The 14,294-nt window shown below is 52.6% G+C and carries 24 protein-coding genes; 18 read left to right on the forward strand and 6 right to left on the reverse strand.

Annotation, left to right across the window (positions count from 1 at the left end):
• Positions 1-50: 50 nt before the first annotated feature.
• The 3 genes from rpmG to radC all read right to left on the reverse strand — a co-directional run bounded on the left by rpmG (position 51) and on the right by radC (position 1,366).
• The gene (rpmG, locus tag P6287_RS19045; RefSeq protein ID WP_001051798.1) at positions 51-218 is read right to left on the reverse strand and encodes a 50S ribosomal protein L33; all 168 of its coding nucleotides are present in this window, start codon (positions 216-218) and stop codon (positions 51-53) included.
• Between the two features lie 11 nt (positions 219-229).
• Positions 230-466, reverse strand: a complete 237-nt coding sequence (rpmB, locus tag P6287_RS19050) for a 50S ribosomal protein L28 (protein ID WP_007885297.1) — start codon at positions 464-466, stop codon at positions 230-232.
• A 243-nt stretch (positions 467-709) separates the two neighbouring features.
• Positions 710-1,366 (reverse strand): DNA repair protein RadC, encoded by a 657-nt coding sequence (radC, locus tag P6287_RS19055; protein ID WP_101760688.1) that lies wholly within the window; start codon positions 1,364-1,366, stop codon positions 710-712.
• A gap of 185 nt (positions 1,367-1,551) precedes the next feature.
• Between radC and coaBC the strand changes: the two genes are divergently transcribed.
• The 3 genes from coaBC (at position 1,552) to slmA (ending at position 3,921) form a co-directional block, all read left to right on the forward strand.
• Positions 1,552-2,772 carry a bifunctional phosphopantothenoylcysteine decarboxylase/phosphopantothenate--cysteine ligase CoaBC gene (gene coaBC / locus P6287_RS19060; RefSeq protein ID WP_192415293.1) on the forward strand — a complete coding sequence of 407 codons (1,221 nt, stop codon included), beginning with the start codon at positions 1,552-1,554 and terminating at the stop codon, positions 2,770-2,772.
• Positions 2,750-3,208: a dUTP diphosphatase gene (gene dut / locus P6287_RS19065; RefSeq protein WP_167391166.1), complete on the forward strand. Its 459-nt coding sequence runs from the start codon at positions 2,750-2,752 to the stop codon at positions 3,206-3,208. The genes coaBC and dut overlap by 23 nt, the downstream gene beginning before the upstream one ends.
• 116 nt (positions 3,209-3,324) lie before the next feature.
• Positions 3,325-3,921: a nucleoid occlusion factor SlmA gene (gene slmA / locus P6287_RS19070; RefSeq protein ID WP_008109747.1), complete on the forward strand. Its 597-nt coding sequence runs from the start codon at positions 3,325-3,327 to the stop codon at positions 3,919-3,921.
• Between the two features lie 41 nt (positions 3,922-3,962).
• On the opposite strand, the gene pyrE is transcribed toward slmA, so the two are convergent.
• Together pyrE and rph are read right to left on the reverse strand one after the other, a co-directional pair.
• Positions 3,963-4,604, reverse strand: a complete 642-nt coding sequence (gene pyrE / locus P6287_RS19075; protein WP_008109749.1) for an orotate phosphoribosyltransferase — start codon at positions 4,602-4,604, stop codon at positions 3,963-3,965.
• A 49-nt stretch (positions 4,605-4,653) separates the two neighbouring features.
• Positions 4,654-5,370: a ribonuclease PH gene (gene rph, locus P6287_RS19080; protein WP_101760691.1), complete on the reverse strand. Its 717-nt coding sequence runs from the start codon at positions 5,368-5,370 to the stop codon at positions 4,654-4,656.
• 144 nt (positions 5,371-5,514) lie between these two features.
• On the opposite strand from rph, the gene P6287_RS19085 reads away from it, so the two are divergent.
• On the forward strand, positions 5,515-6,699 hold the full coding sequence (locus tag P6287_RS19085; RefSeq protein WP_277974948.1) for a nucleoside transporter C-terminal domain-containing protein: 1,185 nt from the start codon (positions 5,515-5,517) through the stop codon (positions 6,697-6,699).
• Positions 6,700-6,730: 31 nt separating this feature from the next.
• Here P6287_RS19085 and P6287_RS19090 read toward each other — a convergent pair whose 3' ends face one another.
• A complete protein-coding gene (locus P6287_RS19090; RefSeq protein ID WP_210081787.1) occupies positions 6,731-7,174 on the reverse strand; it encodes a DUF3574 domain-containing protein in 444 nt (147 codons plus the stop codon).
• A 156-nt stretch (positions 7,175-7,330) separates the two neighbouring features.
• Here P6287_RS19090 and P6287_RS19095 point away from each other — a divergent pair, with 156 nt between their 5' ends.
• From P6287_RS19095 to P6287_RS19160, 14 genes are all read left to right on the forward strand, one after another.
• Positions 7,331-8,194, forward strand: coding sequence for a YicC/YloC family endoribonuclease (locus tag P6287_RS19095; protein WP_061720336.1), 864 nt, complete (start codon positions 7,331-7,333; stop codon positions 8,192-8,194).
• A 185-nt stretch (positions 8,195-8,379) separates the two neighbouring features.
• Complete coding sequence (locus tag P6287_RS19100) at positions 8,380-9,639, forward strand: site-specific integrase (RefSeq protein WP_277974251.1); 1,260 nt, start codon at positions 8,380-8,382, stop codon at positions 9,637-9,639.
• Positions 9,640-9,650: 11 nt separating this feature from the next.
• Positions 9,651-10,505, forward strand: a complete 855-nt coding sequence (locus P6287_RS19105; RefSeq protein ID WP_277974252.1) for a hypothetical protein — start codon at positions 9,651-9,653, stop codon at positions 10,503-10,505.
• Between the two features lie 109 nt (positions 10,506-10,614).
• Positions 10,615-10,824, forward strand: coding sequence for an AlpA family phage regulatory protein (locus P6287_RS19110; protein WP_277974253.1), 210 nt, complete (start codon positions 10,615-10,617; stop codon positions 10,822-10,824).
• Positions 10,824-11,243 (forward strand): hypothetical protein, encoded by a 420-nt coding sequence (locus tag P6287_RS19115; RefSeq protein WP_277974254.1) that lies wholly within the window; start codon positions 10,824-10,826, stop codon positions 11,241-11,243. Before P6287_RS19110 ends, P6287_RS19115 begins: the two co-directional genes overlap by 1 nt.
• Positions 11,244-11,256: 13 nt before the next feature.
• Positions 11,257-11,844, forward strand: a complete 588-nt coding sequence (locus P6287_RS19120; RefSeq protein WP_277974255.1) for a BRO family protein — start codon at positions 11,257-11,259, stop codon at positions 11,842-11,844.
• A complete protein-coding gene (locus P6287_RS19125) occupies positions 11,844-12,023 on the forward strand; it encodes a DUF4222 domain-containing protein (protein WP_277974256.1) in 180 nt (59 codons plus the stop codon). Before P6287_RS19120 ends, P6287_RS19125 begins: the two co-directional genes overlap by 1 nt.
• Positions 12,020-12,736, forward strand: coding sequence for a host cell division inhibitor Icd-like protein (locus tag P6287_RS19130; protein ID WP_277974257.1), 717 nt, complete (start codon positions 12,020-12,022; stop codon positions 12,734-12,736). The genes P6287_RS19125 and P6287_RS19130 overlap by 4 nt, the downstream gene beginning before the upstream one ends.
• Complete coding sequence (locus tag P6287_RS19135; RefSeq protein ID WP_277974258.1) at positions 12,729-12,947, forward strand: hypothetical protein; 219 nt, start codon at positions 12,729-12,731, stop codon at positions 12,945-12,947. The genes P6287_RS19130 and P6287_RS19135 overlap by 8 nt, the downstream gene beginning before the upstream one ends.
• Positions 12,931-13,104 (forward strand): hypothetical protein, encoded by a 174-nt coding sequence (locus P6287_RS19140; protein ID WP_277974259.1) that lies wholly within the window; start codon positions 12,931-12,933, stop codon positions 13,102-13,104. The genes P6287_RS19135 and P6287_RS19140 overlap by 17 nt, the downstream gene beginning before the upstream one ends.
• On the forward strand, positions 13,097-13,276 hold the full coding sequence (locus tag P6287_RS19145) for a hypothetical protein (protein WP_277974260.1): 180 nt from the start codon (positions 13,097-13,099) through the stop codon (positions 13,274-13,276). Before P6287_RS19140 ends, P6287_RS19145 begins: the two co-directional genes overlap by 8 nt.
• A complete protein-coding gene (locus tag P6287_RS19150) occupies positions 13,273-13,458 on the forward strand; it encodes a hypothetical protein (RefSeq protein WP_277974261.1) in 186 nt (61 codons plus the stop codon). Before P6287_RS19145 ends, P6287_RS19150 begins: the two co-directional genes overlap by 4 nt.
• Positions 13,458-13,685 carry a hypothetical protein gene (locus tag P6287_RS19155; protein ID WP_277974262.1) on the forward strand — a complete coding sequence of 76 codons (228 nt, stop codon included), beginning with the start codon at positions 13,458-13,460 and terminating at the stop codon, positions 13,683-13,685. Before P6287_RS19150 ends, P6287_RS19155 begins: the two co-directional genes overlap by 1 nt.
• On the forward strand, positions 13,682-14,293 hold the full coding sequence (locus tag P6287_RS19160; protein WP_277974263.1) for a hypothetical protein: 612 nt from the start codon (positions 13,682-13,684) through the stop codon (positions 14,291-14,293). The genes P6287_RS19155 and P6287_RS19160 overlap by 4 nt, the downstream gene beginning before the upstream one ends.
• Position 14,294 lies beyond the last annotated feature (1 nt).

A 14,294-nucleotide genomic window follows, 5' to 3' on the forward strand; every position in this document is an offset into this window, starting at 1 on the left:
GCAGAAACAAAAAACCCGGCCGAAGCCGGGTTTTTCACAGAACACTAAAATTACTTAATTTTAGCTTCTTTGTAGATCACGTGCTGACGTACAACCGGATCGAACTTTTTCAGTTCTAATTTCTCTGGTTTAGTACGTTTGTTCTTCGTGGTGGTATAGAAGTGACCTGTACCAGCAGAGGAAACCAGCTTGATCTTCTCACGAATACCTTTAGCCATGATTCAGTTCCTTAGTACTTCTCACCACGGGCGCGGATTTCGGTCAGAACCGTATCGATGCCCTTTTTATCAATAACACGCATACCTTTAGCAGATACACGCAGAGTAACGAAGCGCTTTTCGCTCTCAACCCAGAAACGGTGAGAGTGCAGGTTCGGCAGGAAACGGCGTTTCGTCGCGTTCATTGCGTGGGAACGGTTGTTACCCGTTACCGGACGCTTTCCAGTTACCTGGCAGACTCGTGACATTTCTATTCTCCAAAAATCAAATCAGCTCGAGCTTTAAAAACTAGGTTTTGGCCGCCTCGTCAGGCCTTAGCCCGCCCAGGCGAGTTCCATGTGAACCCGCTAAGCTGGCCCAAACGCCAAACCCGAGATTCTCAAAGGTGGCGTAGTATACGCCGCTCAGCCCGAGTGCTCAAGTCCCGAACAGATAAAGATCCCTCTGGATCGCGCAAAAATGCCCTATTTCTGTTCAGTTGAATCGATGAATTACAACCAACCGCGCTCGGCGAAAGAGGTAAACTCGCCGTGACCGATCACCAAATGATCAAGTAAACGGATATTGAGCAGCGCGCACGCTTGCCCGACTTTTCCGGTAATATCGCGGTCGGCGCGACTGGGTTCAGCGATTCCCGACGGATGATTGTGCGCCAGAATCACCGCCGCCGCGTTAAGTTTCAGCGCTTCGCGCACGATTTCGCGCGGGTGAACCTCCACGCTGGCAATCGAGCCGGAAAACATCTTCTGCGCCTGCAACACGCGGTGCTGATTATCGAGGAACAGCGCCATAAACACTTCGCGCTCCTGATGCGCCAGCACGCTTTGCAGGTAATGGCGCGTCACCTGCGGATTCTCCATCACGTTTTCCCGCGCCAGCTGGCTGGCAAAAAATCGCCTTCCCAGTTCCGCGATGGCATAAAGCTGCGTCATTTTGGCGCTGCCCACGCCTTTAATCTGCCCGAGTTCCTCTTTGCTGGCCGTCATAATGCGATAGAGCGAACCAAACTCGTTCAACATCTGATGCGCCAACAGCAGCACGCTGGTGCCGCTGATGCCGGTACGCAAAAAAATCGCCAGCAGCTCAGCATCACTCAACACTTCAGCGCCCATTAACATCAGTTTTTCCCGTGGTGCCAGTTCCGTCATGACCATCTCCTCCCTGCGATGCGGCGATTCTGCGCGTCAGCCACCGTCAGCGCCAGCACGCGCTGAACGATTTCAGAGCCAGCTCGCAAAGGCCGCAGGCAGTGAAAAGGCGCACTGTGGATTTTGTGATAAAGTTGCCTGCATCTGCCGCCCCTGACGCGGCAATTTGCTTTGAGGCGAACAACATGACGGGATTAGCTGGAAAGAAAATTCTGCTGGGCGTGAGCGGCGGCATTGCTGCATACAAAGCGCCGGAGCTGGTGCGTCGGCTGCGCGATCGCGGTGCTGATGTGCGCGTAATGATGACCGAAGCGGCCAGGGCCTTTATTACTCCGCTGAGCCTGCAGGCGGTTTCCGGTTATCCGGTATTTGATGATTTGCTCGACCCGGCAGCCGAAGCGGCGATGGGCCATATTGAACTGGCGAAATGGGCCGATTTAATTGTGCTGGCGCCGGCTACCGCCGATCTGATTGCCCGCGTCACTGCCGGCATGGCGAATGATTTGGTCACCACCGCGTGCCTGGCAAGCGCAGCGCCGGTTGCCATCGTCCCGGCCATGAATCAACAGATGTACCGCGCGGCGATCACGCAAGAGAACCTGCAGCGTCTGCAGCAGCGCGGCGTACTGATTTGGGGCCCCGACAGCGGCAGCCAGGCGTGCGGCGATGTGGGTCCCGGCCGCATGCTCGATCCGCTGGCGATTGTGGCGCACGCGCTGGAGTGGGCTGCGCCCGTCAACGATCTGCAACATCTCAGCATTATGATCACCGCCGGTCCAACCCGCGAAGCGCTGGACCCGGTGCGGTATATCAGCAATCACAGCTCGGGCAAGATGGGATTTGCGATTGCTGCGGCTGCGGCCAAACGCGGTGCGAAGGTGACATTGGTTACCGGCCCGGTGGCGCTGCCAACGCCAGTTGGCGTGCAACGCTTGGACGTCGACAGCGCGCTGGAGATGGAAGCGGCGGTGATGGCGCAAATCCAGCAACAACATATTTTCATTGCCAGCGCAGCCGTGGCAGACTACCGGGCGGCTAACATTGCCGCAGAGAAAATCAAAAAACAGGGTGGCGACGACAGCGTCACGCTGCAGTTGGTGAAGAACCCCGATATTGTCGCAGGCGTCGCGGCGCTGCAGGAAAATCGCCCTTATGTTGTGGGATTTGCTGCCGAAACCCAGAATGTGGAAGAATACGCGCGGCAAAAACGGGTGCGAAAAAACCTGGATCTGATTTGTGCGAACGATGTGGCGCAGGCGGGTCAGGGCTTCAATAGCGACACCAATGCTCTTCACCTTTTTTGGCAGGAAGGAGAAAAAGTCTTACCGCTCAGTGATAAGACGCTCCTTGGCCAACAATTACTAGACGAGATTGTCAGCCGTTATGATGAAAAAAATCGACGTTAAAATTCTTGATGCACGCGTGGGCAACGAATTCCCGCTGCCGACTTATGCAACCTCTGGTTCCGCAGGCCTCGATTTACGCGCCTGCCTGGATGATGCGCTTGAAATCACACCAGGCATGACCACGCTGGTTCCCACCGGTTTGGCGATTCACATTGCCGATCCTGCTCTTGCCGCCGTGATTCTGCCGCGCTCCGGTCTTGGCCATAAACATGGCATCGTGCTGGGTAATCTGGTCGGTTTAATCGACTCCGATTATCAGGGCCAACTGATGGTTTCCGTGTGGAACCGCGGTCAGGACAGCTTCACGCTGCAGCCAGGCGACCGTTTAGCACAGCTGGTCTTCGTGCCGGTCGTGCAGGCCGAATTTAACCTGGTGGAAGATTTTGACACCAGCGACCGCGGCGCAGGCGGCTTCGGTCACTCAGGCCGCCAGTAATACGCGACACTTTTCGCTTAGCCATCTTTTTATTTCTTGTCGCCACAGGCCGCTATGTCTGTGGCAGATGAGGCAGTATTGCCTGTTTTTGGTGAATTTCAGGGGTGTTGAAGGTCATGGCAGAAAAAAAAGTCGCGAAACGGAATCGTCGCGAAGAGATTTTGCAGGCGCTGGCGCAAATGCTGGAGTCGGGCGATGGCAGTCAGCGCATCACCACCGCGAAGCTGGCCGCTAATGTCGGCGTGTCGGAAGCGGCGCTTTATCGCCACTTTCCCAGCAAAACGCGCATGTTTGACAGCCTGATCGAGTTTATTGAAGACAGTCTGATTACCCGCATCAATCTGATCCTGAAAGATGAAAAAGAGACGCTGACGCGCCTGCGTTTAATCGTGCAGCTGATTCTGGGATTTGGTGAGCGTAATCCGGGGCTGACGCGTATTTTGACCGGCCACGCGCTGATGTTTGAACAGGATCGCCTGCAAGGGCGTATTAATCAGCTGTTTGAGCGTATTGAAGTGCAGCTGCGTCAGGTGATGCGCGAGAAGAAAATGCGTGATGGTGAAGGTTTCCAGAACGACGAAACGCTGCTGGCGAGCCAGTTACTGGCGTTTTGTGAAGGGCTGTTGTCGCGCTATGTGCGCTCCGAATTCCGCTTTCGTCCGACCGCAGATTTCGAGAGCCGCTGGCCGCTGATGGCGGCGCAGTTGGTTTAAAAGACCAGGTCGGCATAAATGCCGACCTCATTACCGAATAATTAAATCCCGTACTCTTTACGATACGCGCGCACTTTCGCCAGATGGTCAGCCATCTCCGGCTTCTCTTCCAGGTAATCAATCAGCTCAGCCAGGGTAATAATCGCCGTCACTTTGCACTTATAGTCACGTTCCACTTCCTGAATCGCCGAAATATCGCTGCGACCGCGTTCCTGACGATCCAGCGAAATCAACACGCCCGCCAATGTCGCATTATGCGCACTGATGATATCCATTGATTCACGAATCGCAGTACCGGCGGTGATCACATCATCCACCAGCATCACTTTGCCTTGCAGCGGGCTGCCCACCAGCAAACCGCCTTCGCCGTGATCTTTGGCTTCTTTGCGGTTGAAGCAGTAAGGCACGTCACGTTCATGATGATCGGCCAGCGCCACTGCGGTAGTGGTGGCAATTGGGATGCCTTTGTACGCCGGGCCAAACAGTAGATCGAAATCAACGCCGCCATCAACGAGCGCTTGCGCGTAGAAACGGCCTAACAGCGCCAAATCGCGACCGGTATTAAACAGACCGGCATTGAAGAAATAGGGGCTTTTACGTCCCGATTTCAGGGTGAACTCACCAAACTTCAGCACCCCTTTGTTCAGGGCGAATTCAATAAACTGACGCTGCCAGGCTTTCATTTCTCACTCCTCAAATAAAGAAAAGGCGACTCTATGGTCGCCTGTTACATCAATTAGTTAGCGCCGCTTTCTGCGCCTGAATCAACTGCTCAATGCCGCCTCGCGCCAGCGCCAGCAGCTGCAGTAACTCGTCGTGGCTGAAGGGCTCACCTTCTGCGGTGCCCTGCACTTCAATCATGCGGCCGTCTTCGGTCATCACCACGTTCATGTCAGTTTCTGCGGCGGAATCTTCCACATACTCCAGATCGCACAGCGCTTCACCGCCGACGATACCCACAGAAATCGCCGCCACCATACCTTTCAGCGGGCTGGCTTTCAGCTTGCCAGCCGCAACCAGCGCATTCAGCGCATCGGCCAGCGCCACGCAGGCACCGGTAATGGATGCAGTACGCGTACCGCCATCGGCCTGAATCACGTCGCAATCCAGCGTGATGGTGAATTCACCTAGCGCTTGCAAATCCACTGCTGCGCGCAGTGAACGGGCGATCAGACGTTGAATCTCCAGCGTACGTCCGCCCTGTTTGCCTTTGGCGGCTTCACGCGCCATGCGGCTGTGGGTCGAACGCGGCAGCATGCCGTATTCCGCGGTGATCCAGCCTTGACCTTTGCCTTTGAGGAAACGCGGCACGCTCTCTTCGACGGTTGCGGTGCACAGCACTTTGGTTTCGCCGAATTCAACAAGCACAGAGCCTTCTGCATGTTTGGTGTAGTGACGAGTGAGTGTGACGGGACGTGTTTCAGATGCACTACGGCCTGCTGGACGCATGGTTTCTCTCCGGCTTGCTTAGGTTTGGCTGCGCATTATACGGACTTCAGCTGCGGCTGTCCCGCCCGCGATCGCCACAATCCTGGATGAAATTCTGTGGTGGCTGTGGCTAAATGCGCGTTTCCTCCCTTAAAAAGATAAATGATGATCGCGATACTCCATTTCCTGCTGGCGCTGGTGGTGATTTTTGCCCTTGCGCTGTTGGTCAGCCACGACCGCAAACGCATTCGTCCTCGCTTTATTATTCAGCTGCTGATTGTCGAAGCCGCGCTGGGCTGGTTCTTCCTGCACTCGGCCGGCGGCCAATTGGTAGTCACTGCGGTGGGCGGCTTCTTTGAAACCTTATTAACCTACGCCGCGCAAGGGACCAACTTTGTCTTCGGCAATATGGCAGATCAGGGATTAGCCTTTATTTTCCTCGGCGTGCTCTGCCCGATTGTGTTTATTTCCGCACTGATCGGCATTTTGCAGCACTGGCGCATTCTGCCGCTGCTGATTCGCGCCGTAGGCACTCTGTTGTCAAAAGTGAATGGCATGGGCAAGCTGGAATCGTTTAACGCCGTCAGCACCTTGATTCTGGGCCAGTCGGAAAACTTCATTGCCTATAAAGGCATTCTCGCTGATATTTCCGCGCCACGCATGTACACCATGGCGGCGACGGCGATGTCGACGGTTTCGCTGTCGATTGTTGGCGCGTATATGTCGATGATTGATGCCAAATATGTGGTTGCGGCGCTGCTGCTTAATATGTTCAGCACCTTTATTATCCTGTCGATCATCAATCCAACCCGCCCGGAAAACGAAGAGCAGATTGCGCTGGATAAGCTGCATGAAGATCAGAGCTTCTTTGAGATGCTGGGCGAATACATTCTCGCCGGCTTTAAAGTGGCGATGATCATCATGGCGATGCTGATTGGCTTTATCGCGCTGATTGCAGCAATCAATGCGCTGTTTTCTGCGGTATTTGGCTACAGCTTCCAGCAGCTGCTTGGCTACGTTTTCTATCCGTTTGCATGGCTGGTTGGCATTCCCTCCGCCGATGCTTTGCAGGCGGCGAGTATTATGGCCACCAAACTGGTAGCGAATGAATTTGTTGCGATGATCGAGCTGAAGAAAGTGGCGGCTGAAATGACGCCACGCGGACTGGGGATTCTGTCAGTGTTCCTGGTTTCGTTCGCTAACTTCGCCTCAATCGGCATCGTTGCCGGTGCGATTAAAGGCCTGAACGAGAAACAGGGCAATGTGGTTTCCCGTTTTGGCTGGAAGCTGGTGTATGGCTCCACGCTGGTGAGCTTGCTGTCGGCCGCGTTCGCCGGGCTGTTTATCTGATAACGCATGGCGGCTGCATGGCCGCCATTTTTTAAAACGCCACGCACACCAGTGAATCAACCCGCATCACCGATTCCTGCTCGAAGCGCTGTTTATACACATCACGAAGTTTGTTGATGCTGTCAGAACTCGCCACATCCGGAGTGTGAATCAGCATCAATGCTTTGCTGTTTTCCCGCGCCAGCTTACCGTTCTCGCCCAGCCACTGACCTTTGGCGTCATATACCGATAAACCGTCTTTGAAACGCGGCGTCACATCGTTATCGACAAACTGCTGCCATTCGCTGCTGCTGACGATGCCACCTTTCGGTTTGTTCATGCCAAACCACAACGTTGTTTGCATCATCACGTCACCAGAACCGCATACCGCAACCGGCGCGGTGTTGGGCGGGATCTGATGCGTTTTCGTCGACGGAGCCTGACAGCCAGCGAGCAGTAAGGTTAATAAAGCAGGAAGAGCCAGAGAGCGGAACATCACTTCATCCTTTTAAGCGAACCAGCGCTAAGCATAAGTGTCTGTCGGTAAAAGAGGTAATTTTTTGTTATTCACGCTTAAGTGCGCTTATGCCTGTTAGCGTCGAGGCTGCCTCGCTATACTTCACCCAACATTTCTGAAAAAGAGAAGACGATTATGATCCGCAGTATGACCGCTTACGCCCGCCGCGAAGCCAAAGGCCACTGGGGCAGCGCCGCCTGGGAAATTCGTTCGGTTAACCAGCGCTATCTGGAAACCTATATCCGTCTGCCGGAGCAATTTCGTGGCCTGGAGCCGGTCATCCGCGAGCGCATCCGTAATCGCCTGACGCGCGGTAAAATCGAATGCAACCTGCGTTATGACGCCGATGCCAGCGCGCAAGGCGAACTGCAGCTGAATGAATCACTGGCCAAACAGCTGGTGCAGGCCGCCAATTGGGTGAAGATGCAGAGTGATGAAGGCGCGATTAATCCGCTGGATATTCTGCGCTGGCCGGGCGTGATGTCTGCGCAAGAGCAGGATCTCGATGCCATCAACGCCGAACTGCTGGTGGCGCTGGATGGCGCGTTAGATGACTTTATCGAAGCGCGTGAAAGCGAAGGCACCGCGCTGAAAGCGATGATTGAACAGCGTCTGGAAGGCGTATCGCACGAAGTCAGCAAAGTGCGCGCGCAGATGCCAGAAGTGATTAAATGGCAGCGCGAGCGTCTGGTCACCAAGCTGGAAGAAGCCGAAGTGCAGCTGGAAAATAATCGCCTGGAGCAAGAGCTGGTGATGATGGCGCAGCGCACCGATGTGTCGGAAGAGCTGGATCGCCTGGATGCGCACGTTAAAGAAACCTACAACATCCTGAAAAAGAAAGAAGCCGTTGGCCGCCGCCTCGACTTTATGATGCAGGAGTTCAACCGCGAGTCGAACACGCTGGCTTCGAAATCAATTAATGCCGAGATCACGACATCAGCGATTGAGCTGAAAGTGTTGATTGAACAGATGCGTGAACAGATTCAGAACATCGAGTAACGACGCAGTAAAAATCATAAAGCAGCATACCACTAGCAAAGCCCGCATATAGCCGGGCTTTTTTGTTATCAAGAGCTAGCATAAAGACGCATGAAAGCGCATGATTAATGTGTACACCTCAGTGTACCCCCAGCGCATTCTTGGATGACTTGGGTGTACACAGATAATCAACACTGGATTCTGAGATGCCAAAGCTAACTGATGCGCAGATACGCGCCTGGATAAAAGCCGGCGAGAGATTTGAGGGGAGATCGGACGGGAACGGGCTTTACCTCTCCTACCGAGAGAACTATCAAGCACCCGTCTGGCGCTTCCGCTATAAATTCTCTGGCAAAGCACGGGCGATGTTAATTGGCTCATACGCAGAGCTTTCTCTGGCTAAGGCTAGGGAAACGGTTAAAGAGCTATCCGCGCGTGTGGCGCTGGGCTATGACGTGGCCGGAGAGAAACAACAGCGCAAAGCCGATGCGATCGCAAAGATAGATGCTGAAAAAAACGCTATGCGTGTGTCACAGCTGGCAGCTGAATACTTCGAGCGTCAAATCCTGCCGCGTTGGAAGCACCCCGACATATTGCGACGCCGCATTGATAAAGACATCAACCCATGTATCGGCAATATGAAGGTAGAGGACGTTAAACCTCGCCACATCGATGACATGCTGAAAGGCATTGTTGATCGCGGCGCTCCTACTATCGCTACTGACGTTCTGCGCTGGACACGTCGCATCTTTGATTACGGCATCAAGCGTCATGCTCTGGAAGTTAACCCATGCTCCGCCTTTGAGATTTCTGATGCTGGTGGCAAAGAGATAAGCCGCGACCGCTGGTTAACTCGTGATGAGCTGATAAAGCTATTTCAGGCAATGAGAACGGCTAAAGGCTTCAGTCGCCAGAATGAACTCACATTTAAGCTGTTGCTGGCGCTGTGCGTCAGGAAGATGGAGCTATGCGCTGCGCAGTGGGCAGAGTTTGATTTGGATGAGGGTATTTGGCATTTGCCATCTGAGCGTACAAAGAATGGAGATGCGATCGACATTCCTTTGTCACCACCAGCAATGGCTTGGTTGAAAGAGCTTCATACCTTTTCCTGCAACAGCAAATGGGTGCTGCCGGCCAGAAAGATGCAAAACCGTATGATTCCCCACATTCAGGAAAGCACCTTGCCGGTTGCGCTGGCGAAAGTGCGAGCTGAGATGGCAGATGCTCCAAACTTCACCATTCATGACTTCCGCCGCACGGCGCGTACTCATCTGGCCGCACTGGGGTGCGATCCTGTAGTAGCTGAACGCTGCCTGAACCACCGCATAAAGGGCGTTGAAGGAATCTATAACCGGCACCAGTATTTTGATGAGAGAAAAGCGGCTCTCAGCCAATGGGCCGATCTGCTGGAGGCGCTGGAGCGCGGAGAACAATACAACGTGACACCTATTAAAAAAACAAATTAAAGGGATAAGCGATGCCATTACCATCTCACACCTATTTCACACTTAAGCAAGCCGCCAAAAGAGCTGATTGCGATATAAACGATCTACTCCATTTTGCAGCTAATGGCTCACTTCAGCTTTGCATCAAAATCCCAGAGTACGGGTTTCATTCTGATGGAGAAAATGAAGTTGGTGAGCCAACTTGGACGAGTATAGATTTTGATACAGAAAGCAGATTCCGCGCCCCAAACAATAATGAGGAAGGAATTGAACATATTTTTGCTAAATACGAATCAGATTATTTTTACATTGAAGAGGGATTTGACATCCCTACTGAAAAAAAACATACGATGATTATCAAGGGGTTTCTGGCCATATCTAGATGGGATGTTTATAGAGAGGAAGAAACACTCACCGATGAATCATTACAAATGGGTTATTTTTCTGAGTTTCAGGCTCCAAGGGTTGGCGATTCAGACATCACCCCCGGCTATGCATTTCAGTCGATTGTTCTTCACGACTTGCTGAGCTTTAGCATTGATAAGATATTTATTCTAAAAGATGAATTCGACCTTCTTATTAAGGGTGGCTCTCAAGTTGATAGCTATGACAGAAAGACATCCACTAAGCTAATAAACGACGGGGCACGTGAGTCTAAGAGCAAAGAACGACACGCAGTCAATAGAGAGGATTTATTTAAATCGGCTATCTTTATACTTAGTAAATATCCTGATGAGTGCCGAGGAATTAAAAAAGAAATCAGTCCTGAAAAATGGAGGGATTGTATTTTCAGTCATCTCAATGAGATTCCCCCTCTTCAGATCAATAATGAGCAGGTCATACTGAAACATCTTAGGTCTGCTGTTAATGGTAAAGGGGTAGAGTAAAATTACAATATGGGTACAGTAAGTCTACTGTGTCTTATGCATGTTCATCCATACAGTTAAATTTAGCCCGTAACGACGCATAAACCACCAACAAGGGGTTACGGGCAACATGACGACACTTCAAGAAACATCACTTCCCACCAGTGGCTACATCCGCCGCTTCCGCCTAGCTCAAGCGCTGGGTGTCCATGTAGCAACCATTGATCGCTGGGTTCGAGATAAGCGACTGCCATCACCAGTTAAGTTAGGCGAGAAAAGCACTGCTTTTGATGCGGCTGAAGTTAATCGCTGGCTGGCAGAACGACGCGAGGTGGCGTGATGAAAATGAAAAACCGCCCATTACAGGCGGCTAATCAGGATGCTGACAGCTCTGATATTACGCCTGCCACAGTCATTAAGCCAACACCCAAGAAGCACCGGGCTCGCGTCTACATGATGCGCACGGGCGTTAACGGCTTCACTGAGAATGAGATCCTCCGGTATTGCCGGTTGTCCAGCGCCAGAAACTATGCGACTGAGCTGGAAAGAAGGCTTGATATTCGCCTGGAGCGCCTCGACGAGCCCAATGGTGACGGCATTGGTAGCCACTTCCGCTATCGCATTACCTGCCGCGCCGACGTAATGCGAGTGATTCAGCTGGTTAATCAAAACGCTGCCGCTGGTGGGTACACAGGTCTTTCCACGCTCGAGGTTAACGACATTCTTTCCCTCTACCCGGATGCGTTCGACGCCGCTTAACGGAGCCTGATAAATGAAAACTGAAAAATGCAGATTAATTTCTGAGGCCGCCCCTCAACCCGCCACCAGCATGGCCGCTATTTTTACCGCAGGCGAAGGCGATATTTCTGTTATCAAATTTGAAGGCGTATCCGTGCGCATAGTCAGCGTGTTTGGTGAGCCCTGGTTTGTTGCCAAAGATATTTGTGCTGCTCTGGAAATCGTTGATCACAAAGTTCCAATGCGCCGCCTGAATGACAATGAAAAGGAGGGGTATTCAATACCCACCCTTGGCGGAATTCAGACTATGACAATTGTCTCTGAGTCCGGTTTTTACAAACTTATAGCGCGGAGCCGTAAAGCATCGATCCCCGGAACAGCAGCTAACCGATTCAGCGAATGGGTATTTGGTGAGGTTATCCCGTCAATCCGTAAAACCGGCTCCTACGGCGTGCCATTCGCGTTCCTGAACGACCACAGCAAACGCAAAGCTGAATATGAGAAGAAGGCCAGTAAGCGCGGTAAAGAACTGCAGGCTTGCAAAGGGGAGAAGGCTAGCCTTGCCGCTGAAGAGGCCGCTCTTTGGCTTAAGTACCAGCCTCAGTTGCCGGAGGTTCACTAATGGCTAAACCCGCCTACCAGCCAGAACCTAATCAGCGCTATCAGGACACCAGCGGCGAATTAGTGACGGTACACAGTGTGCTATTTAATCGCGTGACGTTCTATCGTGACGGGTATGACTCACCATGCACACAATCAGTTGAGCGCTTCATCCGGGAGTACACGGGGGTGGCGCAATGATTGCTGCGTCGTGGTGTGGATCACAGCTGCGTGCAAAGCCGCATTTGGACTTAGCCAAACTTAGTCAGATCTTAACAAATCTTAACGGCTACTCAGCCAGAGATTCGGCTAAAAACCTGTTAAAACCCGACATGCCGAGCCGTAAGACGCCGTCTTACGTTAGTTTTGCCTGCTGTCACAATCCGTTAAAAAACAGCTTGCTCAGGTCGCAATATTCGGACTATGCTCAACCTTCACCGGCAAAATCCGGTGACAGGATTGGCGTCCTGGTTATGTTATCGGCGACATATGACGCGCCTAGCGTCTTTTTTTATGTCGTTAATCTAACTCACCCATTTTTCAGCGATGCGGTTATAATCCGTGCCGCTCACGAAGTAATGGTGGGCTGGATGGGGGCGGAGAAATCCGCGCCGGTTTCCGATAACGCCGGTTACGCCAACCCTGTTCAGTCCACCACCAGTGAAATTGGCGTTTCCGGTGGTGGTATCAAATACCAGTTATCGGAGGCTGCCATCATGGCTACTACCCTCACCCAAGTCACACCCAATTTTGAGTTTCGTTTCCTGGCTCTGTCACGCGCTGACATGCAGGCCAAACCTTGCCGCGTCTCTGTTCAGGCCACCAGCGAGAAAGAAGCTCGCCGCGTTCTGGCTCCTCATTTAATCCTGTCATTAGCCGCACGCCTGCCAGTTCAGGAGGTGGCACATGTTTAATCCCGTTTATGAAATTACCCTCAAGCAAGCCGCCGAGCGTGCTCATCAGGCAGAAATTATCTCCCGCTTAATTGAGCTCAGCTCAGACGAGATCGGGGAAGGTGATTTAACAGCAATTTCAGCACTGCTGCGCCGGCTCACAGGTGACGTAACCGCGTTTCTCGTTGAAATGGTCGCTGAAGAGGAGAGCCGCAATGCGCAATCCAATTGAGCTCGTTGACGCCATGAACAAAATCGAGAGCCTGGTCATTGCTGCGCAGTTCCTCACATCAAGTGACGATGAGCGTAAAACGCAAAGCGAGCTGCTTAGCATCATCGAAGATGTTGCACGAAATGCCCAAAAGAGCCGGGAGGATGACAATGCGTAGTCACTTCCAGATCCAGGCTCGTGGGCTCAACTATCGTGGCGATACCGTAGCGATAAATTATCAGGTGATTTCATCCTCAAGCGCTTACGCCAAAGCCCACGCGTTGAAAAAAGCGCGCCTTGACGGGCTGAAGCAAGCACGCATCAGTCATGCGCAGGAGGTGCTGGCATGAAAGCACAGCAAATCGAATTAAGTGACGTTATGTGTCGTATCCAGCAAGCCCAGACAGTGCTAACAGTCTGGCTCAAAACAATGACCACAGACGATGGTCTCGTGCCCGATATGGTTGATTCAGTCCTCACCATTCTGGACGGCTTGCCTGACGCTATTGCGCAGCAGATGGAGGAAAAGTAATGGCTATTTTATTTGCCGAAATTGATCAGCAAGCGGCCAATCTGAAGAAAGCGCGCGCTGTTCTCTCAGTACTGCTTGATACGATGCCGGGCACCGGTGAAAACGAGGATTTAACCTGGCTCATTAGTCTCGCCCACGGAACCGTTCACGACACTATTAAGGCGCTGGAGGCAGCTGTTGATGCCGATCTCCAATCTCGCGGTAAAGGAGCGCCGGCTAAACCATGAATAACCTACTCAAATTCCCAAAAATGCCGGAGAAATCCGGCTCTTTCTCAGCAGAAGCCACGCCTGACGGGGTGCGTATCGGCAGCCGGCTTGTAGGTTTCTCATCCGTCATTCGCCAACTGGATGAAGGCCGCTTTGATAAGCCTCTATCGGAGGGGTTTGGTGTGATTGCTGAGCTATCACTCGCTGAAATACGAAGCTGGTTCAAACCCAGCATAGAGCAGCAGGTTAACGTCTGGCGCTGGATGGTGGCAGGTGTGTTTATCGTCGAGCAGATGAGAGAGCACGGCACTACGCCGGTTACTCAGGATGACGGCACAACGTCAAACCAGACCCTCTACATGGGTAAGCATGGCGGCATCGTGGTTTATCCGGCAACTGAGCGCTTTTCACTGGCGCTCAACGTTGAAGAGCTGATGCTGAAAGACTTCACCCATGATGACCCGCACCAGAAAGCGTTAATGCTCTATCAATCAATGATCGAACCGTCCGCAGATGGGGGCATGGCTCTATCTGAGTGGGGGCGCGAAGGCTTAGCAATGCTCCACGATGGTTATATCGAATTGCTCAAAACTGAAGGCATTCCAGCCGCACCGACAGCGCACTAAG

Source organism: Pantoea sp. X85, assembly GCF_029623675.1.
Taxonomy (GTDB): Bacteria; Pseudomonadota; Gammaproteobacteria; order Enterobacterales; family Enterobacteriaceae; genus Pantoea; species Pantoea leporis.